This window comes from bacterium (assembly GCA_016699045.1).
Classification (GTDB): domain Bacteria; phylum Babelota; class Babeliae; order Babelales; family RVW-14; genus AaIE-18.
The window spans coordinates 217178-241377 of record CP064957.1; the positions used below are offsets into that span (position 1 = coordinate 217178).

The window sequence follows — 24200 nt, forward strand, 5'->3', positions numbered from 1 at the left end:
AAATGTAAGGCATCTTTACTCATTTTTATGGCACAAGGCTCCAAATACCAAAGAGATCAAGGTTTGCTCCAGACAACACATGAACATCAACGGCATCTTGAATTTCAGGTGCTTGTGTATTATTTATTGCATCACTCACAAATACAACTTCATCTTCAATAAAAAGATGACCCTGCGTCAAGCGTAAGCCTGTTGTTCCTGAATGTAATACTGAACCTCTAAAGAATAATGTTGCATCACTTGCCAATCCAAAGAGCGTCTTCGAATTAATAACTGGGTTATATGCAAATGTCGTACCATAATCAAACATCAATACTGCATAATTATTAACCATACCTGGTCGATCTGATTCATACGCAAAGGTGTTGCCAATACCTTGGACTGTTACATCATCAAAAAAGCCCATATAACCGTTGGTAAAGCTATAATTGCTTGACATTATCAAGTCAGCATTTCTTACACAAATTGTACCAAGACGGTTTAGACAACGTATGTTATTGCCAGCAAGACCTTGAATGCGAATATTTTTGATCGTCAATGATGATGTCGTATTCAAACTCAATGCATCAACATTATTTAATATCAACTCATTACCGCCACCATCAATCATCATGCAACCATCTCCCGCAAAGGTCCAGGTATCATTCAAGTAAATACCTTTGGCTAAACAATCACTGGCCGTTGGCGCCAAGCGAAGTTGTGTTCCAGCTCCAAAGATCAATTGACCCGTGCTGTTAAGGTTGACATGCGATGGCGAGAAGTCTTTAAGTACCGCATTTTCTATAACTAATGTCGCACCATCAGCAACTTCTATCAAGTTATCATCACTTGAGAAACGAATAACGTTATTGTCAGCATTAATAGTACCACTGGTAAACGCAACAATTCTACGTGTATCACGTTGTTGATGCAGATAGATTTCGCTCGAGAACGTTATGACAGAATCGGTAATATTAATCGTTATATTTTGTGGTGATATCAATGCAAGAATCGCATTGCTGTTGTTAACACTCAACTGCGTTGTAGCACCAGCAAGAGCTACAATTGCATTACTATTTTCTACAATCAATTGAGTTGACATACCGGCAAGAGCTACAATCGCATTACTATTTTCCACAACCAATTGCGTTGATACTGAAGCAAGAGCAACAATTGCATTACTATCCGCTCGCACAAGATTCTGAAGGCTTACAATTGCACTTGAGTTATTCGTTATGCCATAAACCAAAGCGTTACTATTTTGTCTGACCAAATTAGAAAGACCAGTCAACGCAACGCTATTGTTCATAATGCTTGATACCAGTGCGTTGCTATTCGTTCTAATTTGATTTTCTATATTTATTATTGCGTTGCTATTATTCATAATGTCTTGGCACTTGACGTTCAATGCGTTGCTACCTGTTCGTACAAAGCTTTGAAGACTTACCAACGCGTTGCTATCTGTTCTTGCAAAGTTCTTCAAACTGATGATTGCACTGCTATTTTGTTGAACCAGCGGCGTTACGACATTTACCACGTTACTTGTTGTGCGCAGCAATGTTGTTACCATTGCATTTGATGCAGCAGCTGCGTTACTGTTTGTTCTAATTTGATTTTCGATATTTATAATTGCGTTGCTGTTGTGCATAATTTGTTGGCACTTGACGTTCAATGCGTTGCTACCTGTTCGTACAAAGCTTTGAAGACTTACCAACGCGTTGCTATCTGTTCTTGCAAAGTTCTTCAAACTGATGATTGCACTGCTATTTTGTTGAACCAGCGGCGTTACGACATTTACCACGTTACTTGTTGTGCGCAGCAATGTTGTTACCATTGCATTTGATGCAGCAGCTGCGTTACTGTTTGTTCTAATTTGATTTTCGATATTTATAATTGCGTTGCTGTTGTGCATAATTTGTTGGCACTTGACGTTCAATGCGTTGCTGCCTGTTCTCACAAAGTTTTGAAGACTTACCAACGCGTTACTATCTGTTCTTGCAAAGTTCTTCAAGCTAATAATTGCACTGCTGTTTTGTTTTACCAGCGGCGTCACAACATTTACCACGTTACTTGTTGTTCGTAACAATGTTGTTATCGATGCATTTGATGCATTGGCTGCGTTGCTATTCGTTCTAATTTGATTTTCGATATTTATAATTGCGTTGCTGTTGTGCATAATTTGTTGGCACTTGACGTTCAATGCGTTGCTGCCTGTTCTCACAAAGTTTTGAAGACTTACCAACGCGTTACTATCTGTTCTTGCAAAGTTCTTCAAGCTAATAATTGCACTGCTGTTATTCATAATTTCTTTGCATTTAACTACAAGCGCATTGCTATTTTGAACTGATAGCTGCATATCGCCCGCTAATGCATTGCTCGTCGTTCTGACCAGGCTTGTTGACCAGCGCGTTGCTGTCCGTTCTTGCAAAGTTCTTCAAGCTAATAATTGCACTGCTATTTTGTTTTACCAGCGGCGTAACCACATTTATCAAGTTACTGGTTGTACGAAGCAATGTTGTTACTGTCGTATTCGATGCAGCAGCTGCGTTACTATTTGTTCTAATTTGATTTTCTATATTTATTATTGCGTTGCTGTTGTTCATAATTTGTTGGCACTTGACGTTCAATGCGTTGCTACCTGTTCGCACAAAGTTTTGAAGACTTACCAACGCGTTACTATCTGTTCTTGCAAAGTTCTTCAAGCTAATAATTGCACTGCTGTTTTGTTTTACCAGCGGCGTCACAACATTTACCACGTTACTTGTTGTTCGTAACAATGTTGTTATCGATGCATTTGATGCATTGGCTGCGTTGCTATTCGTTCTAATTTGATTTTCGATATTTATAATTGCGTTGCTGTTGTGCATAATTTGTTGGCACTTGACGTTCAATGCGTTGCTGCCTGTTCTCACAAAGTTTTGAAGACTTACCAACGCGTTACTATCTGTTCTTGCAAAGTTCTTCAGCTAATAATTGCACTGCTGTTATTCATAATTTCTTTGCATTTAATTACAAGTGTATTGCTATTTTGAACTGATAGCTGCATATCGCCCGCTAATGCATTGCTCGTCGTTCTGACCAGGCTTGCCAAGTTGACCAGCGCGTTGCTGTCCGTTCTTGCAAAGTTCTTCAAGCTAATAATTGCACTGCTATTTTGTTTTACCAGCGGCGTTACGACATTTACCACGTTACTTGTTGTTCGTAACAATGTTGTTATCGATGCATTTGATGCATTGACTGCGTTGCTATTCGTTCTTATTTGATTTTCTATATTTATTATCGCATTGCTGTTGTTCATAATTTCTTGGCATTTAGCCAACAGTGCATTACTGCTAGTGCGCAAGCCATATACAATCGCATTACTATTTTGCATTGACAATGTTGAAGATGCCGAGCCACTCGTAACAGCATTACTGGTCACTCTGACCAGGTTTGCAAGCTTACCAACGCATTACTATCGGTTCTTGCAAAGTTCTTCAAGCTAATAATTGCACTGCTGTTATTCATAATTTCTTTGCATTTAACCACTAGCGCATTGCTATTTTGAACTGAAAGCTTCATATCGCCGGCCAATGCATTACTTGTTGTTCTTACCAAGCTTGCCAAGTTGACCAACGCGTTACTATCTGTTCTTGCAAAGTTCTTCAAGCTAATAATTGCACTGCTGTTATTCATAATTTCTTTGCATTTAACCACTAGCGCATTGCTATTTTGAACTGAAAGCTTCATATCCCGGCCAATGCATTACTTGTTGTTCTTACCAAGCTTGCCAAGTTGACCAACGCATTACTGTCCGTTCTTGCAAAGTTCTTCAAACTGATTATTGCGCTGCTGTTTTGTTTAACCAGCGGCGTTACCACATTTACCACGTTACTTGTCGTTCGAAGCAAGGTAGTTACTGTCACATTTGATGCATTTGCTGCGTTACTATTGGTTCTTATTTGATTTTCTATGTTTATAATCGCATTGCTATTTTGCATAATTTGTTCGCACTTGACGTTCAATGCGTTGCTACCAGTTCTTACAAAATTTTGAAGGCTGACCAGCGCGTTGCTGTCCGTTCTTGCAAAGTTCTTCAAACTGATTATCGCGTTGCTATTTTGTTGAACTAGCGGCGTTACCACATTTACCACGTTACTTGTTGTGCGAAGCAATGTTGTTACCGCCGCATTAGAAGCATTTACTGCATTACTATTCGTTCTTATTTGATTTTCTATGTTTATTATCGCGCTGCTATTATTCATAATGTCTTTGCACTTGACGTTCAACGCGTTGCTACTCGTTCTTACAAAGTTTTGAAGGCTTACCAACGCATTACTGTCCGTTCTTGCAAAGTTCTTCAAACTGATTATTGCGCTGCTATTTTGTTTAACTAGCGGCGTTACCACGTTTACCACGTTACTTGTTGTGCGAAGCAATGTTGTTACCGCCGCATTAGAAGCATTTACTGCGTTGCTATTGGTTCTTATTTGATTTTCTATATTTATTATCGCATTGCTATTTTGCATAATTTGTTCGCACTTAACATTCAACGCGTTGCTACTCGTTCTTACAAAGTTTTGAAGACTTACCAATGCGTTACTGTCCGTTCTTGCAAAGTTCTTCAAACTAATGATTGCGCTGCTATTTTGTTGAACTAGCGGCGTTACCACATTTACCACGTTACTTGTTGTGCGAAGCAATGTTGTTACCGCCGCATTAGAAGCATTTACTGCATTACTATTCGTTCTTATTTGATTTTCTATGTTTATTATCGCGCTGCTATTATTCATAATGTCTTTGCACTTGACGTTCAACGCGTTGCTACTCGTTCTTACAAAGTTTTGAAGGCTTACCAACGCATTACTGTCCGTTCTTGCAAAGTTCTTCAAACTGATTATTGCGCTGCTATTTTGTTTAACTAGCGGCGTTACCACGTTTACCACGTTACTTGTTGTGCGCAGCAATGTTGTTACCATTGCATTTGATGCAGCAGCTGCGTTACTGTTTGTTCTAATTTGATTTTCGATATTTATAATTGCGTTGCTGTTGTGCATAATTTGTTGGCACTTGACGTTCAATGCGTTGCTACCTGTTCGTACAAAGCTTTGAAGACTTACCAACGCGTTGCTATCTGTTCTTGCAAAGTTCTTCAAACTGATGATTGCACTGCTATTTTGTTGAACCAGCGGCGTTACGACATTTACCACGTTACTTGTTGTGCGCAGCAATGTTGTTACCATTGCATTTGATGCAGCAGCTGCGTTACTGTTTGTTCTAATTTGATTTTCGATATTTATAATTGCGTTGCTGTTGTGCATAATTTGTTGGCACTTGACGTTCAATGCGTTGCTGCCTGTTCTCACAAAGTTTTGAAGACTTACCAACGCGTTACTATCTGTTCTTGCAAAGTTCTTCAAGCTAATAATTGCACTGCTGTTTTGTTTTACCAGCGGCGTCACAACATTTACCACGTTACTTGTTGTTCGTAACAATGTTGTTATCGATGCATTTGATGCATTGGCTGCGTTGCTATTCGTTCTAATTTGATTTTCGATATTTATAATTGCGTTGCTGTTGTGCATAATTTGTTGGCACTTGACGTTCAATGCGTTGCTGCCTGTTCTCACAAAGTTTTGAAGACTTACCAACGCGTTACTATCTGTTCTTGCAAAGTTCTTCAAGCTAATAATTGCACTGCTGTTATTCATAATTTCTTTGCATTTAACTACAAGCGCATTGCTATTTTGAACTGATAGCTGCATATCGCCCGCTAATGCATTGCTCGTCGTTCTGACCAGGCTTGCCAAGTTGACCAGCGCGTTGCTGTCCGTTCTTGCAAAGTTCTTCAAGCTAATAATTGCACTGCTATTTTGTTTTACCAGCGGCGTAACCACATTTATCAAGTTACTGGTTGTACGAAGCAATGTTGTTACTGTCGTATTCGATGCAGCAGCTGCGTTACTATTTGTTCTAATTTGATTTTCTATATTTATTATTGCGTTGCTGTTGTTCATAATTTGTTGGCACTTGACGTTCAATGCGTTGCTACCTGTTCGCACAAAGTTTTGAAGACTTACCAACGCGTTACTATCTGTTCTTGCAAAGTTCTTCAAGCTAATAATTGCACTGCTGTTTTGTTTTACCAGCGGCGTCACAACATTTACCACGTTACTTGTTGTTCGTAACAATGTTGTTATCGATGCATTTGATGCATTGGCTGCGTTGCTATTCGTTCTAATTTGATTTTCGATATTTATAATTGCGTTGCTGTTGTGCATAATTTGTTGGCACTTGACGTTCAATGCGTTGCTGCCTGTTCTCACAAAGTTTTGAAGACTTACCAACGCGTTACTATCTGTTCTTGCAAAGTTCTTCAAGCTAATAATTGCACTGCTGTTATTCATAATTTCTTTGCATTTAACTACAAGCGCATTGCTATTTTGAACTGATAGCTGCATATCGCCCGCTAATGCATTGCTCGTCGTTCTGACCAGGCTTGCCAAGTTGACCAGCGCGTTGCTGTCCGTTCTTGCAAAGTTCTTCAAGCTAATAATTGCACTGCTATTTTGTTTTACCAGCGGCGTTACGACATTTACCACGTTACTTGTTGTTCGTAACAATGTTGTTATCGATGCATTTGATGCATTGACTGCGTTGCTATTCGTTCTTATTTGATTTTCTATATTTATTATCGCATTGCTGTTGTTCATAATTTCTTGGCATTTAGCCAACAGTGCATTACTGCTAGTGCGCAAGCCATATACAATCGCATTACTATTTTGCATTGACAATGTTGAAGATGCCGAGCCACTCGTAACAGCATTACTGGTCACTCTGACCAGGTTTGCCAAGCTTACCAACGCATTACTATCGGTTCTTGCAAAGTTCTTCAAGCTAATAATTGCACTGCTGTTATTCATAATTTCTTTGCATTTAACCACTAGCGCATTGCTATTTTGAACTGAAAGCTTCATATCGCCGGCCAATGCATTACTTGTTGTTCTTACCAAGCTTGCCAAGTTGACCAACGCGTTACTATCTGTTCTTGCAAAGTTCTTCAAGCTAATAATTGCACTGCTGTTATTCATAATTTCTTTGCATTTAACCACTAGCGCATTGCTATTTTGAACTGAAAGCTTCATATCGCCGGCCAATGCATTACTTGTTGTTCTTACCAAGCTTGCCAAGTTGACCAACGCATTACTGTCCGTTCTTGCAAAGTTCTTCAAACTGATTATTGCGCTGCTGTTTTGTTTAACCAGCGGCGTTACCACATTTACCACGTTACTTGTCGTTCGAAGCAAGGTAGTTACTGTCACATTTGATGCATTTGCTGCGTTACTATTGGTTCTTATTTGATTTTCTATGTTTATAATCGCATTGCTATTTTGCATAATTTGTTCGCACTTGACGTTCAATGCGTTGCTACCAGTTCTTACAAAATTTTGAAGGCTGACCAGCGCGTTGCTGTCCGTTCTTGCAAAGTTCTTCAAACTGATTATCGCGTTGCTATTTTGTTGAACTAGCGGCGTTACCACATTTACCACGTTACTTGTTGTGCGAAGCAATGTTGTTACCGCCGCATTAGAAGCATTTACTGCATTACTATTCGTTCTTATTTGATTTTCTATGTTTATTATCGCGCTGCTATTATTCATAATGTCTTTGCACTTGACGTTCAACGCGTTGCTACTCGTTCTTACAAAGTTTTGAAGGCTTACCAACGCATTACTGTCCGTTCTTGCAAAGTTCTTCAAACTGATTATTGCGCTGCTATTTTGTTTAACTAGCGGCGTTACCACGTTTACCACGTTACTTGTTGTGCGAAGCAATGTTGTTACCGCCGCATTAGAAGCATTTACTGCGTTGCTATTGGTTCTTATTTGATTTTCTATATTTATTATCGCATTGCTATTTTGCATAATTTGTTCGCACTTAACATTCAACGCGTTGCTACTCGTTCTTACAAAGTTTTGAAGACTTACCAATGCGTTACTGTCCGTTCTTGCAAAGTTCTTCAAACTAATGATTGCGCTGCTGTTTTGTTTAACCAGCGGCGTTACCACATTTACCACGTTACTTGTCGTTCGAAGCAAGGTAGTTACTGTCGCATTTGATGCATTTGCCGCGTTACTGTTGGTTCTTATTTGATTTTCTATGTTTATAATCGCATTGCTATTATTCATAATGTCTTTGCACTTGACGTTCAATGCGTTGCTATCGGTTCTGACTAAGTTTGCAAGGCTTACCAGCGCGTTGCTGTCCGTTCTTGCAAAGTTCTTCAAGCTAATAATTGCACTGCTATTTTGTTGAACTAGCGGCGTTACCACATTTACCAAGTTACTTGTCGTTCGAAGCAAGGTAGTTACTGTCGCATTTGATGCATTTGCTGCGTTACTATTGGTTCTTATTTGATTTTCTATGTTTATTATCGCATTGCTATTTTGCATAATTTGTTCGCACTTGACGTTCAACGCGTTGCTACTCGTTCTTACAAAGTTTTGAAGACTTACCAACGCATTGCTGTCCGTTCTTGCAAAGTTCTTCAAACTGATTATTGCGCTGCTATTTTGTTTAACTAGCGGCGTTACCACGTTTACCACGTTACTTGTTGTGCGAAGCAAGGTAGTTACTGTCGCATTAGAAGCATTTGCTGCGTTACTATTGGTTCTTATTTGATTTTCTATGTTTATTATCGCATTGCTATTGTTCATAATTTGTTCGCACTTGACGTTCAACGCGTTGCTACTCGTTCTTACAAAGTTTTGAAGACTTATCAACGCATTGCTGTCCGTTCTTGCAAAGTTCTTCAAGCTAATAATTGCACTGCTATTTTGTTGAACTAGCGGCGTTACCACATTTACCAAGTTACTTGTCGTTCGAAGCAAGGTAGTTACTGTCGCATTTGATGCATTTGCTGCGTTACTATTGGTTCTTATTTGATTTTCTATGTTTATTATCGCATTGCTATTTTGCATAATTTGTTCGCACTTGACGTTCAACGCGTTGCTACTCGTTCTTACAAAGTTTTGAAGACTTACCAACGCATTGCTGTCCGTTCTTGCAAAGTTCTTCAAACTGATTATTGCGCTGCTATTTTGTTTAACTAGCGGCGTTACCACGTTACCACGTTACTTGTTGTGCGAAGCAAGGTAGTTACTGTCGCATTAGAAGCATTTGCTGCGTTACTATTGGTTCTTATTTGATTTTCTATGTTTATTATCGCATTGCTATTGTTCATAATTTGTTCGCACTTGACGTTCAACGCGTTGCTACTCGTTCTTACAAAGTTTTGAAGACTTATCAACGCATTGCTGTCCGTTCTTGCAAAGTTCTTCAAGCTAATAATTGCACTGCTATTTTGTTGAACTAGCGGCGTTACCACGTTTACCACGTTACTTGTTGTGCGAAGCAATGTTGTTACCGCCGCATTAGAAGCATTTACTGCGTTGCTATTGGTTCTTATTTGATTTTCTATATTTATTATCGCATTGCTATTTTGCATAATTTGTTCGCACTTAACATTCAACGCGTTGCTACTCGTTCTTACAAAGTTCTTCAAACTAATGATTGCGCTGCTGTTTTGTTTAACCAGCGGCGTTACCACATTTACCAAGTTACTTGTCGTTCGAAGCAAGGTAGTTACTGTCGCATTTGATGCATTTGCCGCGTTACTGTTGGTTCTTATTTGATTTTCTATGTTTATAATCGCATTGCTATTATTCATAATGTCTTTGCACTTGACGTTCAATGCGTTGCTATCGGTTCTGACTAAGTTTGCAAGGCTTACCAGCGCGTTGCTGTCCGTTCTTGCAAAGTTCTTCAAGCTAATAATTGCACTGCTATTTTGTTGAACTAGCGGCGTTACCACATTTACCAAGTTACTTGTCGTTCGAAGCAAGGTAGTTACTGTCGCATTTGATGCATTTGCCGCGTTACTGTTGGTTCTTATTTGATTTTCTATGTTTATAATCGCATTGCTATTATTCATAATGTCTTTGCACTTGACGTTCAATGCGTTGCTATCGGTTCTGACTAAGTTTTGAAGACTTACCAACGCATTGCTGTCCGTTCTTGCAAAGTTCTTCAAACTGATTATTGCGCTGCTATTTTGTTTAACTAGCGGCGTTACCACATTTACCAAGTTGCTTGTTGTGCGAAGCAATGTTGTTACCGCCGCATTCGATGCATTTGCTGCGTTGCTATTCGTTCTTATTTGATTTTCTATGTTTATAATCGCATTGCTATTATTCATAATGTCTTTGCACTTGACGTTCAACGCGTTGCTACTCGTTCTTACAAAGTTTTGAAGGCTTACCAACGCATTGCTGTCCGTTCTTGCAAAGTTCTTCAAGCTAATAATTGCACTGCTGTTTTGTTTAACCAGCGGCGTTACCACATTTACCACGTTACTTGTCGTTCGAAGCAAGGTAGTTACTGTCGCATTAGAAGCATTTGCTGCATTGCTATTTGTTCTTATTTGATTTTCTATATTTATTATCGCATTGCTGTTGTTCATAATGTCTTTGCACTTGACGTTCAACGCGTTGCTACTCGTTCTTACAAAGTTTTGAAGGCTTACCAACGCATTACTGTCCGTTCTTGCAAAGTTCTTCAGACTTACAATCGCACTTGAGTTATTGGTTATGCCATAAACCAGGGCGTTACTATTTTGAGCTACCAAGGCTGACAGGCTAGCATTCGATGCATTTGCTGCGTTGCTATTCGTTCTTATTTGATTTTCTATGTTTATAATCGCATTGCTATTATTCATAATGTCTTTGCACTTGACGTTCAACGCGTTGCTACTCGTTCTTGCAAAGTTCTTCAAGCTAATAATTGCACTGCTATTTTCTTTAACCAGCGGCGTTACCACATTTACCAAGTTGCTTGTTGTGCGAAGCAATGTTGTTACCGCCGCATTCGATGCATTTGCTGCGTTGCTATTCGTTCTTATTTGATTTTCTATATTTATTATCGCGTTGCTATTTTGCATAATTTGTTCGCACTTGACGTTCAATGCGTTGCTACCAGTTCTTACAAAGTTTTGAAGGCTTACCAACGCATTGCTGTCCGTTCTTGCAAAGTTCTTCAAACTGATTATTGCGCTGCTGTTTTGTTTAACCAGCGGCGTTACCACATTTACCAAGTTGCTTGTCGTTCGAAGCAAGGTTGTTATCGTCGCATTAGATGCATTTGCTGCGTTGCTATTCGTTCTTATTTGATTTTCTATATTTATTATCGCATTGCTATTATTCATAATGTCTTTGCACTTGACGTTCAACGCGTTGCTACTCGTTCTTACAAAGTTTTGAAGGCTTACCAACGCATTGCTGTCCGTTCTTGCAAAGTTCTTCAAACTAATGATTGCGCTGCTGTTTTGTTTAACCAGCGGCGTTACCACATTTACCACGTTACTTGTCGTTCGAAGCAAGGTAGTTACTGTCACATTTGATGCATTTGCTGCATTGCTATTTGTTCTTACCAACGTTGCAAGGCTTGCCAACGCGTTACTATCCGTTCTTGCAAAATTTTTCAGACTTACTATCGCACTACTATTTTGCTTAACTAACGGATAAAGACCATTGATCGCATTACTGCTTTGTTTTATCAGCGGCAACAAAGCAGTCAACGCGTTACTATCGGTTCTTACAAACCTTTGAAGACTTATTAATGCATTACTGCCTGTCCGTGCAAATACTGCCAAACTATTTATTGCATTGCTACTTGTTCTCAAATTGTATACAAACGCGTTACTTGTTGTGCGAAGTAATGTTGTTAAATTCGTCAAATTAAGCGCATTAACCGCATTACTTGTTGTGCGAATTAATGGCAATACCGCGCTCAACGCGTTGCTACCTGTCCTTACAAATCTTTGAAGATTTATTAATGCATTACTGTCTGTTCTCACAAATGTTTGCAGACTTGTTAGCGCATTACTATCGGTTCTCACAAATCTTTGAAGACTTACCAATGCATTACTATTGTTAATAGCAAGCGTCCCTACCATATTTTGAATCTGTCCATTATTGAGCAAGGTAATATTTGCTGTTGAAGCACCAATATTCGCAGGAACAATATTTTTACTATCATTAAAAGTAAGCGTATCGTAAAGTGCCGTTACACCATCGACCGTCATGGTACCATTAAGATAGAAAAACATTTTATTGTTGCCGGTAACAATTTTTGTATTACCTTCAACATAAAAACCACCCTGCGTCACCGAATAATTATTTGAAAGAATAATGGTAGAATCTGAAAGACGAATTCGTGAGCTATCATTTTCAAAAACGATACTACCTTTACCATTTCCCAAACCCTTGAGCGTAATGTCGGTTAAATAAAGCGTTACACCCGCTTTAACCCACAAAGTTCCGGTCGTTCCCAAGTCAAGAACATTACCATTCCCAATCAAATGAGCTTCTTTTTCTGTCCCTGACGCACCAAAAATCCATCGACCTGAAAGATTAGTACGCCCATGCAAAATAAGGTCAGTTGCATCATTCCAATAAACTGAATGCGTATAATTAAAATCGCTACCACCAAAGGTAACTCGTTTATTATTGAAATTGACGGTACCTGAACCAGAAAAAGTTTTATCGTCAGTAAAATGAAGATCATCATCAAGCGTTACCGACCCATTGTTCAGCGCAATAAAACTATTCAACTTGCCCTGCATTGCAATAGTCAGTGCCGCTCGATTGTTAAGCAAGGTAATATTAGGCGCCGCGGTTGTGTCAGCAGGAAAAAGTGGCTGGCCTTCCAAGCGATTGCCAGTGCTGTTAACCAAAATTTTATTATTAAATTGTCCAGGATTCACGCGTAAAATTTTGCTACCATTCAACGCAATTTGCTGGGTAGCATCACCATCATACGTACCTTGCAAATAAGCAGGCGTGTAGAGAGATTCTAAAATCCCATCGGTAAAGCCAACCGTTGAGCCAAGGACGTTGCCACGCTGGTCAAGCGTACCATTCCATCCGGTCAAGGCGGTATCAACGCGAAAGCGCCCACCAGTATTAATCCTGAAAGTAGAAGATCTGCTAGAAAAATTTATATTCGCAACAAGCGGTTCTGATATGTGTGACAAAATAAGTAAAAAAGTCAAAATACGTAAGTAAAACGTACCCACTACTCTCCCCTTTTCCGAAGCTTCGTGAAAAAGATAACTTCAATTACTATATCGATCTCTTAAAAACAAGGTCAACAATTTCACTTTAATTTCAAAAAACACTTTATTTACCGCAAATTTTTCTTACGAATAGCGAATAAATCCATAAACATCTAAAACCGCATCACTAAAAATATTAATAGTTAAATTATTATTTAAAATCATTGCCTCTCCAGAATTACGGGCTTGGGTACTCAAAGTAATATCATTATCCAAATATAACGTTCCATTAGACAAACTCAGGCCCGTTGTCGTTGAAAATAAGGTAGCACCATCAAGATACAACGCCGCCGAAGCGTCTGGCATATATAACAAATTTTTACTCGGACGTAACGGCGCGTAACTAAACGTAGTGCCCTGATCGAAATACAACGTAGCCCTGGAACCAATGGTGCTACCTACTTTGCTTGAATAGATAAATTTCTTGGCCCCGGTAATCAACACATCAGAATTAATATAAAAAGAACCGGTTGAAAACGTAAAATCATTAGTCAACACCAGCGTACTATTTTGAAAGGTCATGGTAGAATTGTTAGTCATGCACTGTAAATTGTTTCTTTGCACACCAAATAATTCTACATTATCAAACATGACTTTGGCCCCAGGCGAAAGAACAATACCACTGTTTGCAGGTTTAAAAGTCAACCTACTACCTTGCCCCACAATTTTACAGTTACCCCTAAATTTCCAGGTACCGGAAATATTAAGCGACGCTCCCAAAGACAGAACCGTGTTGCTAAAAATAAGTGGATCTGTTGTGCCACCATAAATTGTAACAACCCCACTTGCTGCCTGATTTCCGGTTGCCAGGTAGGTATTGCCAGCAGACCAACGTAAACAATTCAGCGCAGACGTTTGCGTAGCCCTATTAAAAAGCGATAATAATTCAGTTGCCGTACTAAACGTATACAAATTTACCAGTGAACTTGCACCATTGGATATACCGCTGGCAAGCATTGTCCCATCATTATTCCACGCTACCTCATTAACCGTTGTTGTCTGACTAACGCGTGGAGTTTTAATTTCTCTAATCGTTGCAGCACCTGCATCATGCTCATAAACTCTTAAACGAGCCGTTGTGCCACTCATACCAACCGCAATATATGACCCCGTTGGCGACCAGTCCAAAGACGTTACCGCAGCACCCGTATTGATGCTCGTACTGAGCGTCAACGATGTTCCATTAAAACTATAAATCATGAGTGTCGGATTTGTACCAGATGCTACCAAGCCAACCGCTAAATAATTACCACCGGGCGCAAAACACAGGGCATCAGGCGAAGGATTTTGTGCTGGCGTAACCGTTGATATCTGAGCTAATGTTTCAGTTGCAACAGTAAAAGAATAAACACGCAAGCGTGTTGCCGCGGTGGTATTAGCCAAAACAACGCGCAGGCCTGAGGGATGCCATGCAACCGAAAGACCATCCTGGGAGCCCAAGCTAACCCCACCGGCAACTTCTGCCAACGTTCCATTATAAACTCTAAAACGATAGACTCTAAATTCAGCTCCCGTAGACCTTTGTTTTGCCAAAGCAAAATAAGTAGGATAGGCATTATTCCAACGAAGGCTTCGAACATCACCAGAAGACCACGCTACAGACTGTGTTGACGTTAACGTTGCCCCATCCCAATAATAAATAACCAAATCCGTTGAACCATTTGCATCGCCAGCAACCAAATAATTTGTACTTGGCGCCCAATCAAGCGAAGTAGCAGCGGCCGTCATGGTGGCCGTTGCCAAAGGATTGAGCGCAGCAGCTGTCGTAGCATTAGTCGGCACCGTTAACATTGGCAATGATTTTGAAAAGCTTACTGAACGCTTATTACCTTCAATAAAACCAACCGAAATGAAATTTAAAGTATTCTCAAAATTTAAATCTTCTTTTAAATATAAATAACCTCGATTTAAATTAATATTGCTAGAAACAGGAAAGAGTGCATTGTAAGTACACCGCGTAGTATAATCTTGCAATAAAAATCCATTTTCAAAAATGGAAAACCCACGCATTTCATTATCAGTATCGGTATTAGGAAATGACACCATGCTCGCTTGTCGCGAAGGCGTTGCGTCAGATCCAAACACAATACTTGCTAATGACGCAGGCAAAAATAATATAAATAGTACAAGAACAAATTGCTTATACAAAAACACTATTCTCCCCCCCCTGCTATTCATCATTATGAATTATGAATAACGCACCGTGCCATAAACATTAAACACGGCGCCACTTAATAAATTAACGCTCAAATTATTGCTCAAAATCGGGGCTTCTCCCGTATTGCGCGCCTGTGTACTAAACGTCACATTATTATCAATAACCAACGTTCCCGTTGAAAGTTTGATACCGGTCATGGTTGAAAATAATGAAGCACCATTCAAATATAAAAGTGACAAACTATCTTCCATAAATAATAAATCTTTACGAGCGCGTGCCGGCGCATAACTAAACGTTGTCCCTTTATCAAAATACCACATAGCTCTAGACGCAATAGTACTCGTTAATGGCGTTGTATAATTAAATTGCACCGTTCCTGAAAACATAACATCACTTAAAAAAAGCATTGAACCGCGCGAAAAGGTCCAATTTTTTGATAACAAAATCCTACAATCTCTAAACGTCACGGTTGCATTATTTGTTAAACAAGTAAAATTAGTTGAACCAACACCGGTCAGCGTTACATTGTCCAATAAAAGCGTACTGCCAGCACGTACTGACAGCGAACCACCATTGCTTATTTTAATGGTATAGCCATTGCCGGTTATTTTACAACCACCTCTCATTTCAAGTGGCGACACTAGCTCAATATTGGCGTTAAGTAGCACATGCGTATGACTAAAGCGCAAAGCCCGCGTTGAGGTTGCTTCTGAAATTTTTAGGGTAGTTAATGTCGGAGAAAAATCGACGCTGTATTTTCCATTACCCCAAATAGAACCATTACTCACTATTCTGGTAACATTCTGAAATTTTAAATCTTTATTTAAAAATAACGTACCACCCGCCAACCGCACCGGCCCAGAAACGGGAAAAACAGAATTATAGGTACATGTTGTCGTCACACTTCCCAATGTAAAACCTTTTTCAAACACCGCAAAACCAAGCATAGTATTATCAGTATCTGTTGCTGGAAATGTTGTAGCATTTTGTCGTGAAACAACCGTATTGGAGCCCACAACCAGGGCGGTCATATCAGCAAGCGTAACGCTTGCTATCACAAGCGCACGTAATAGTGTTGTATAAACAAATCTTTTATTCATAATAAACACTTTTTAGCTATAACGAACAAAGCCATAAATATCCAACAGACCACCACTCAAAATATTTACATTCAAATTATTACTTAAAATCATTGCTTCACCGCTGTTGCGCGCTTGGCTGCTCAACGTCACATGATTATCAACTACCAATGTGCCACGCGACAACTGAAGACCCGTAACGGTTGAAAAAATAGTCGTACCATTTAAATACCACATCGATGTTGGGTCTTCCAAGCGAATTAATGTTTTGCGCGCAATTGCCGGCGCATAACTAAATGATATTCCTTGATCCAGTGCCCATGTTGCACCTGAACCAATGGTACTGGTCATGCGCGTTGTATAATTAATTTTTACGGTTCCTGAAAACATTACTTCTGATTCAAATCCCATAGAACCGGTTGAAAACGAAAACTCTCTCGAAAAGAAAAGTTGTGAATTTCTAAACGTAACCGTACCGGCATTGTCCATACAACTTATGTTGCTACCGCCAACACTACTCAGTGTAACGCCATCAAACGTCAGATTGGTACCAGGCGCTAACAAAATGGAGCCCTCTCTTGCAAATGAAAGCACTCCGCCCGTTGCCACCACATCGCATGTTCCCTTAAACTTCCATTGCTTGTTAATAATTACATCGGAAGAAAAAATTAAGCGAACATTTTCAAATGTTAACGGCAAGGTTGTATAAACTTTTCTAATGTTCAAAGTCAGATTATTAGCATCTGCCAAATATTGATCATTGGGCGACCATCGCACCGTCGTTGCACCAACAGCACTCACCACATCAATCAAGGTTAGCGTCAAACTAGTTTGATCAAAATAATAAGTACGCAACAGCGCGGGGCTCGCATTACCAACGCGCAAAAAAGTGCCGGTACTATCCCATTGCAGCGACGTAACTGCCGTACTCAAACCAACATACGCTGTCTTGATTTCTGTCAAGGTACTATTCGCAGCATTATGTGCATAAATACGTAATGTTTCATTTGAAGCAGCAAGCCCGGCCGCTATGTACGTCCCTGTGGGCGACCAATCAACCGCATTAATAGCAATGCCAAGATTGACATTTGAATTCAAAGAAAGCGATGGACTAGGACTAAAATTCATAACAAGTAACGCCGTAGTCCCAACCGCAAACAAATTACCACCGGGGGCCCAACTCAACGAATCCGCACTCGTCGCCGCACCATTAACGGGCGTTGTAATATCAAAGTCAAAAATACCGCCAGGATTAGTATTAAAGGTGCCCATCGCACGATCAAACTTATACAAAATAAGCTCTTTGGCTAAATTTGAACTCCCAACAACCAAATAGTCGCCTGCAGGGTGCCAACCAATTGTTTTACAAATCCCCGTCAACCAGCCACCATCGGGCGACGTAAACTGTCCGTTAGAAACATTAAGTTTACCAATAACAAAATCATCTCCCAAATCTTCTGTTGTTCCAAAAGCAATATAATTATCAAATGGATGCCAACGCACAACAGTAACGCCTTGATCGACAGTCTGCCCAACAGGTGCACCTGTACTGAGCGCATTAGTCATTGTTAACGTAGTCCCATCAAAATAATAGATCAGCATTTCTGCCCCAGCATTTTGAGCAAGCCCCACCGCAATATATTTGCTATCGGGAGACCAGTCGATAGAACTAATGGCCGCGTTGGTAGTAGTACTCACCAGACTTTTTGGCAAGAAAGAAACAAGCGGGATCGTCAAACTATCAACCGCTGCAGGAAATTTAATCGATTGGCCATTGCCACCCAAAAAACGCCCTATGGTTGGCACAAGACCTATAATTATTGTTGTATTAGAAAGTACTAGATCTTCAGATAACGATAACGTGCCGCCGCCCAAACATATGGTTTGTTCAACGGGAAAATACGCATTATAAATACACGAGGCATTACCATCTTCTATCGCAAAACCTTGTGTCATTGAAGTAAAACCACGCACTTCATTGTCCACATCAGCAACAGGAAAGGTGGTAAATGCTTGTCGTGATACAGCCGTATTAGAGCCAACAACCACTGCCGAACTATGAGTTGGGACCATGCTCATGATTAAGAACATGCGTACGAATATTTTATACAACAATATTTTACTCATAATTACAACTTTTTAACTATAACGAATAAAGCCATAAATATCTAACAGCCCACCACTCAAAATATTAACATTCAAATTATTACTTAAAATCATTGCCTCGCCACTGTTACGCGCTTGACTACTCAACGTCACATGATTATCAACCACCAACGTACCACGTGATAATTGAAGGCCGGTAACCGTTGAAAAAATAGTCGTACCATTTAAATACCACATCGATGTTGGATCTTCCAAGCGAATTAATGTTTTACGCGCAATTGCCGGCGCATAGCTAAATGACATTCCTTGATCCAGCGCCCATGTTGCTCCTGAACCAACCGTGCTTGTCATGCGCGTTGTATAATTAATTTTTACCGTTCCTGAAAACATTACTTCTGATTCAAACCCCATAGAGCCCGTTGAAAACGAAAATTCACGTGAAAAGAAAAGGTGTGAATTTCTAAAAGTCACGGTTCCGGCATTGTCCATACAACTGATGTTGCTGCCGCCAACACTGCTCAGCGTGACACCATCAAACGTCAAATTGGTACCTGGTGCCAACAAAATAGAACCCCCACTTGCAAATGACAGCGTACCACCCGTCGCCACCACATCACATGTTCCTTTAAATTTCCATTGTTTATTAATAATTACGTCTGAAGAAAAAATTAAACGAACATTGTGAAATATCAAAGGTAGCGTTGTGTTAACTTTGCGCACATTCAACGTAGTCCCGGTAGCATCTGCTAAATACGTAGCATTATGCGACCAACGAACTGTTGTAGCACCAACCGCACTAACCACATCAATCAATGTCAACGTCAAACTACCCTTGTCAAAATAATATGTGCGCAATAGCGCAGGACTCGCATTACCAACACGCAAAAAAGTTCCGGTATTGTCCCACTCCAGCGATGTTACTGCCGTACTCAAACCAACATGCGCCGTCTTGATTTCTGTTAAGGTACTACTAGCAGCATTATGTGCATAAATGCGTAATCTTTCATTAGTAGCAGTAAGCCCTACCGCAATGTACGTACCTGTTGACGACCAATCAACCGCGTTTACGGCAGCTCCGGTATCAATACTGGTATTCAAAGAAAGTGATGGACTAGGACTAAAATTCATAATAAATAACGACGCACCCGTTGATGGATGAACGGTACCAATAGCAAAAAGATTTCCGCCCGGAGCAAACGATATCGAATCGGCACTCGCTGCTGGCTTATTACCAGCGCCAAGAGGAAAGTTCAAACTCGTAAATGGCTGCGCGGTAAAAGTACCCGTGTTAGAAAGAAACTGAAACAGACCAATTTCTCGTCCAGGATGCGTGCTGCTCACAATCAAATAATTTCCCGAAGGATGCCACGCCATGGCGGGACCAGTACCGGTAAGATATGCTCCCTGAGACGCAACTAACGTTCCTGCCACTTTGTTAAAATTTGAAATCCACGTATCATTACCATTGGGATTATCCATGCCACAGTAGCCAACATATTGCGTATAAACCGGATTCCAACGCGTACACAGCCCATCATAAGGCTGAATATAAACAGAACTGGTAAGCGACAACGATAACCCATTAAAATTAAAAATCATCACATTGGTATTTGGCGAAAGATAATTAATGGTCGCCGCAATGTAGCTACCATCAGGCGACCAATCAATCGAATTAATAGCGGCAGGCGCCGTAATCGATGCTATCGCCTGAGGAAGAAAAGAAACAAGTGGAATGGTTAAATTATCAACCGCGGTAGGAAATTTAATCGACTGACCATTAACACCCAGAAAACGCCCAATGGTTGGGATAAGACCAAAATTAAGTGTTGTATTTGATAGCACTAAATCTTCTGATAACGATAAGGTCCCACCACCCAAACAAATAGTCTGCTCAACCGGAAAATAGGCATTATAAATACATGAATTAGCACCATCTTCTAGCGCAAATCCTTGCGTCATTGACGTAAAGCCACGCACTTCATTGTCAGCATCAGCAACAGGAAATGTCGTAAAAGCTTGACGTGCAACAACCGTATTAGAGCCGATAACAACCGCAGCACTATGAGTTAGTACCATGTTCATGATCAAGAACATACGTACGAATATGATAAAAAAATTTTTACTCATAATGACAACTTTTTAACTATAGCGAATAAAACCATACACATCTAACACCGCACTACTAAAAATATTCACATTCAGATTGTTACTTAAAATCATGGCCTCACCAGAATTGCGCGCTTGCGTACTCATGGTAACTTTATTATCTACATACAACGTCCCATTGGACAAGCGCAAACCCGTAGTTGTTGAAAATAAGGTAGCACCGTTAAGATACAACGCTGCCGAAGAATCAGGCATATACAATAAATTTTTATTGGCACGCAATGGCGCGTAACTAAACGTAGTACCTTGATCAAAATAAAACGTGGCTCGAGAGCCAATCGTGCTGCCTATTTTACTTGAATAAATAAATTTTTTAGCGCCGGTCACCAACACATCAGAATTAATATAAAAAGAACCAGTCGAAAAGGTAAAATCATTGGCCAGTACGAGCGCACTATTTTTAAAGGTCATGGTAGAATTGTTAGCCATGCACTGCAGATTATTTCTTTGCAAGCCAAATAATTCTACATTATCAAACATAACTTTGGCGCCAGGCGAAAGCACAATACCACTGTTTGCGGCTTTAAACGTCAATCTATTTCCTTGCCCCGCAACTTTGCAATTTCCTTTAAATTTCCACGTACCGGAAATATTAAGCGATGTGCCCAAAGAAAGAACCGTGTTACTAAAAATCATTGGTTCGGTTGTACCGCCATACATCGTAACCACTCCACTCGCTGCCTGATTACCTGTTGCCAGATACGTATTGCCTGGAGACCAACGTACCGTACTCAGCGCAGATGTTTGTGTAGCACTATTGAAAAGTGATAACACTTCTGCCGTTTTATCAAAAGTATACAAGTTCACCAGCGAGCTTGCACCATTTGATGTACCACTAGAAAGCATGGTACCATCAGAATTCCATGCAACTTCATTAACGGTTGTTGTTTCACTAATCCGTGGCGTTTTAATTTCTAAAATAGTAGCCCCAACTGGATCATGCTTATAAACTCTCAACCGTGCCGTCGTACCACTCATGCCAACGGCAATATACGATCCGGTTGGCGACCAATCTAACGCTGTTACGGCAGCCCCAGTATTAACACTAGCGGTCACCGTTAACGATGTTCCATTAAAACTATAGATCATCAGCGTTGGATTAGTACCAGAGGCTGTCAATCCCACTGCTAAATAATTACCGCCCGGCGCAAAAACCATAGCGTCATTGGAAGGATTTTGTGCCGGCGCTGCTGTTGAAATTTGCGATAAAGCCGGGGATGACGGCGTAAATGAATACACGCGTAACCGATTGGCAGCAACACTATTACCCAAAACAACTTGTAAACCAGAAGGATGCCAGGCAACAGACAACCCACCATTTAAGCCAAGAAAACCTATAGTCTGAGAAGCGGCAATGGTAAGCGTACCATTATAAACTTTATACGCATATATTATCAGCTGCGGATTGCCAGACAAAAATCCTGTGCTTTGTGCCACCGCAAAATAAGTAGAATAAGCATCATTCCAACGAACAGAATTTATAGTATTTAACGAGGTACTTGAAGAAAGCGTTGAGGTTAAATTTGCCCCATCCCACTGGTACACTGCTAGTTGAGGCGAACTATTAGAGTCTCCAGCAGCCAAATAGCTACCACTGGGCGCCCAGTCAACAGACGTCACTGCGGCATTCATACTCGCGGTTGCTAAAGAATTAAGCGCGGCGGCTGCCATAGCACTGGCAGGCATTGTTAAGATCGGCAATGATTTTGAAAAACTCACCGAACGATAATTTCCTTCAATAAAACCAACTGAAACAAAATTTAAAACATTTTCAAAATTTAAATCTTCTCTTAAATATAAATACCCTCTGTTTAAATTGACGTTACCAGAAACGGGAAACAACGCATTGTGTGTGCATCGCGTAGTATAATCTTGCAGTAAAAACCCATTCTCAAAAATAGAAAATCCACGCATTTCATTATCGGTATCGGTATTAGGAAATGAAACGACACTGGCCTGACGCGAAGGCGTTGTATCAGACCCAATCACAACGCCCTTAACATCGTTTTTGCAGAAGAATAAAAAAAAAGTAAATAGTGTATTCTCATAAAATTATACACGCTCAACGATGAATTATTAATTAATGATATTCACGGAGCCAACAAAATTTGCTTCAGGGAATTTTACTAATGAAGCAGCACCAGACAAATTCAAGCGGCCACGGCCGATATCAAGTGTTTGCTCAAGTACTAAGTTTGTCCCGGCTTCCATTTGCAACGTACAAATTTCATTGACCATGTTCCACATCGAGCTGTTGACATTGCTGTACACCAGCTGCCCTTGGGCAATATCAAGAAATGCGCCAGCGTTTAAGGTAATTTTAAAATCATAGTCTCCATTGTTATTGCCAATCATCAGTCCACCAGATAAAACATCGTACGTAATCGGATCAATCAGAAGAGGCGCCATCACATACGAATAGTTATCAAACTTTGCTTGACCGGTGGTTAATTGCATGCCGGTTGTTGAAATATACAATGTACCGCCACCAAGCGATAATAGTGATTGATTGTTTTCAAATTGCAGCAGATCTTGTCTGAAAACTAACGGATCATAACTAAACGTCAGGCCTGTTTCAAATATCAGCGTTGAATTGCTGGCAATAATACTTGGCATAACCGATTGATAAATAAACGTATGACCTCCGCCACCAATGGTCGTGTTTCCTAAAAATCTAAAACCACCCAAGGTAAAACTAAAATCATCATCCAAAAATAATTTGCTCACTTGGATCGTAAGAGTTGCCGCATTATCAAGACAACGCAGATTAGAATTTTTTAAACGCTCAACAGAAAGATGATGCATCAACAATGTGGAGCCACGCTCAAGAACAATATGACCATCATCATTAAGAATAATACTGTAGCCATTGCCGCGTAAAATATTAATACCGCTAAATGTCCACGTGGCAGACAAATATAAATCTGCATTCAAGGTAATATCTTGAGCATTTTCAAAAATCAGTGGTGTATCAACCACCAGCTCACGCTGGCCAAGATCAAGCTGCCGGTTATTCAATTTTACAAGCCCCGGCCCTTTAATAACTTTTTTATCAACAAAACGCAAATCTCCTTCTAAAAAAATTTCCCCACCATTCAAGAGAATGTCATTATTCAAACTGCGCGACAGCGCGAACGTTACACTTGAAAGGCTGTCGAGTAATTGAATTGGGCTAGAAAGAACAACGGCACCATCAATCCGATTATTGAAACCAGACACCAGTAACGACTGACTCATTTGCTTACCATTGCCAGTAAATGCTTTGCTTCCATTTAAAAAAATTTGACTTTGACCATCTAACAAACCAGTAATCTGTATTTTTTTATCATTTTGTATCACCGAACCAGTCGTAAATTGAATACCCTGTCCACTCAGCATGCTTTGAGGATCAAAGAAAACGGTACCAGAAATATTAGTGATTTTATTATTCGTAACTAAACAAGCCCCAGTAGCAATCTTAAGTGTTGAATCTTTAGTACGCGTAATGACTTGTGCGTGCAAAGAACCGTTTATCACGATCAGAACACAGAGCAAACTTTTTAAAAAGCTCATATCTATC

Annotated in this window: 12 protein-coding genes; all 12 read right to left on the reverse strand. The window is 40.1% G+C overall.

What is annotated here, in order from left to right:
• Nucleotides 1–25: 25 nt before the first annotated feature.
• A complete protein-coding gene (locus IPF37_00985) occupies nt 26–2407 on the reverse strand; it encodes a hypothetical protein (protein QQR49407.1) in 2382 nt (793 codons plus the stop codon).
• On the reverse strand, nt 2313–2912 hold the full coding sequence (locus IPF37_00990; GenBank protein ID QQR49408.1) for a hypothetical protein: 600 nt from the start codon (nt 2910–2912) through the stop codon (nt 2313–2315). Before IPF37_00990 ends, IPF37_00985 begins: the two co-directional genes overlap by 95 nt.
• A 29-nt stretch (nt 2913–2941) precedes the next feature.
• On the reverse strand, nt 2942–3400 hold the full coding sequence (locus IPF37_00995) for a hypothetical protein (protein ID QQR49409.1): 459 nt from the start codon (nt 3398–3400) through the stop codon (nt 2942–2944).
• Nucleotides 3397–3708: a hypothetical protein gene (locus IPF37_01000; GenBank protein QQR49410.1), complete on the reverse strand. Its 312-nt coding sequence runs from the start codon at nt 3706–3708 to the stop codon at nt 3397–3399. The genes IPF37_00995 and IPF37_01000 overlap by 4 nt, the downstream gene beginning before the upstream one ends.
• Nucleotides 3705–9083, reverse strand: a complete 5379-nt coding sequence (locus IPF37_01005) for a hypothetical protein (protein ID QQR49411.1) — start codon at nt 9081–9083, stop codon at nt 3705–3707. The genes IPF37_01000 and IPF37_01005 overlap by 4 nt, the downstream gene beginning before the upstream one ends.
• Entirely contained in the window at nt 9077–13051 is a 3975-nt protein-coding gene (locus IPF37_01010; protein QQR49412.1) for a hypothetical protein, read from the reverse strand. The genes IPF37_01005 and IPF37_01010 overlap by 7 nt, the downstream gene beginning before the upstream one ends.
• A 165-nt stretch (nt 13052–13216) precedes the next feature.
• Nucleotides 13217–15280 (reverse strand): hypothetical protein, encoded by a 2064-nt coding sequence (locus IPF37_01015; GenBank protein ID QQR49413.1) that lies wholly within the window; start codon nt 15278–15280, stop codon nt 13217–13219.
• Nucleotides 15281–15319: 39 nt separating this feature from the next.
• A complete protein-coding gene (locus IPF37_01020) occupies nt 15320–16390 on the reverse strand; it encodes a hypothetical protein (GenBank protein QQR49414.1) in 1071 nt (356 codons plus the stop codon).
• A 12-nt stretch (nt 16391–16402) separates the two neighbouring features.
• Nucleotides 16403–18496: a WD40 repeat domain-containing protein gene (locus IPF37_01025; GenBank protein QQR49415.1), complete on the reverse strand. Its 2094-nt coding sequence runs from the start codon at nt 18494–18496 to the stop codon at nt 16403–16405.
• A gap of 12 nt (nt 18497–18508) precedes the next feature.
• Nucleotides 18509–20557, reverse strand: a complete 2049-nt coding sequence (locus tag IPF37_01030) for a WD40 repeat domain-containing protein (GenBank protein QQR49416.1) — start codon at nt 20555–20557, stop codon at nt 18509–18511.
• A 57-nt stretch (nt 20558–20614) separates the two neighbouring features.
• Nucleotides 20615–22630, reverse strand: coding sequence for a hypothetical protein (locus IPF37_01035; protein QQR49417.1), 2016 nt, complete (start codon nt 22628–22630; stop codon nt 20615–20617).
• Nucleotides 22631–22717: 87 nt separating this feature from the next.
• Entirely contained in the window at nt 22718–24193 is a 1476-nt protein-coding gene (locus tag IPF37_01040) for a hypothetical protein (GenBank protein QQR49418.1), read from the reverse strand.
• Nucleotides 24194–24200 lie beyond the last annotated feature (7 nt).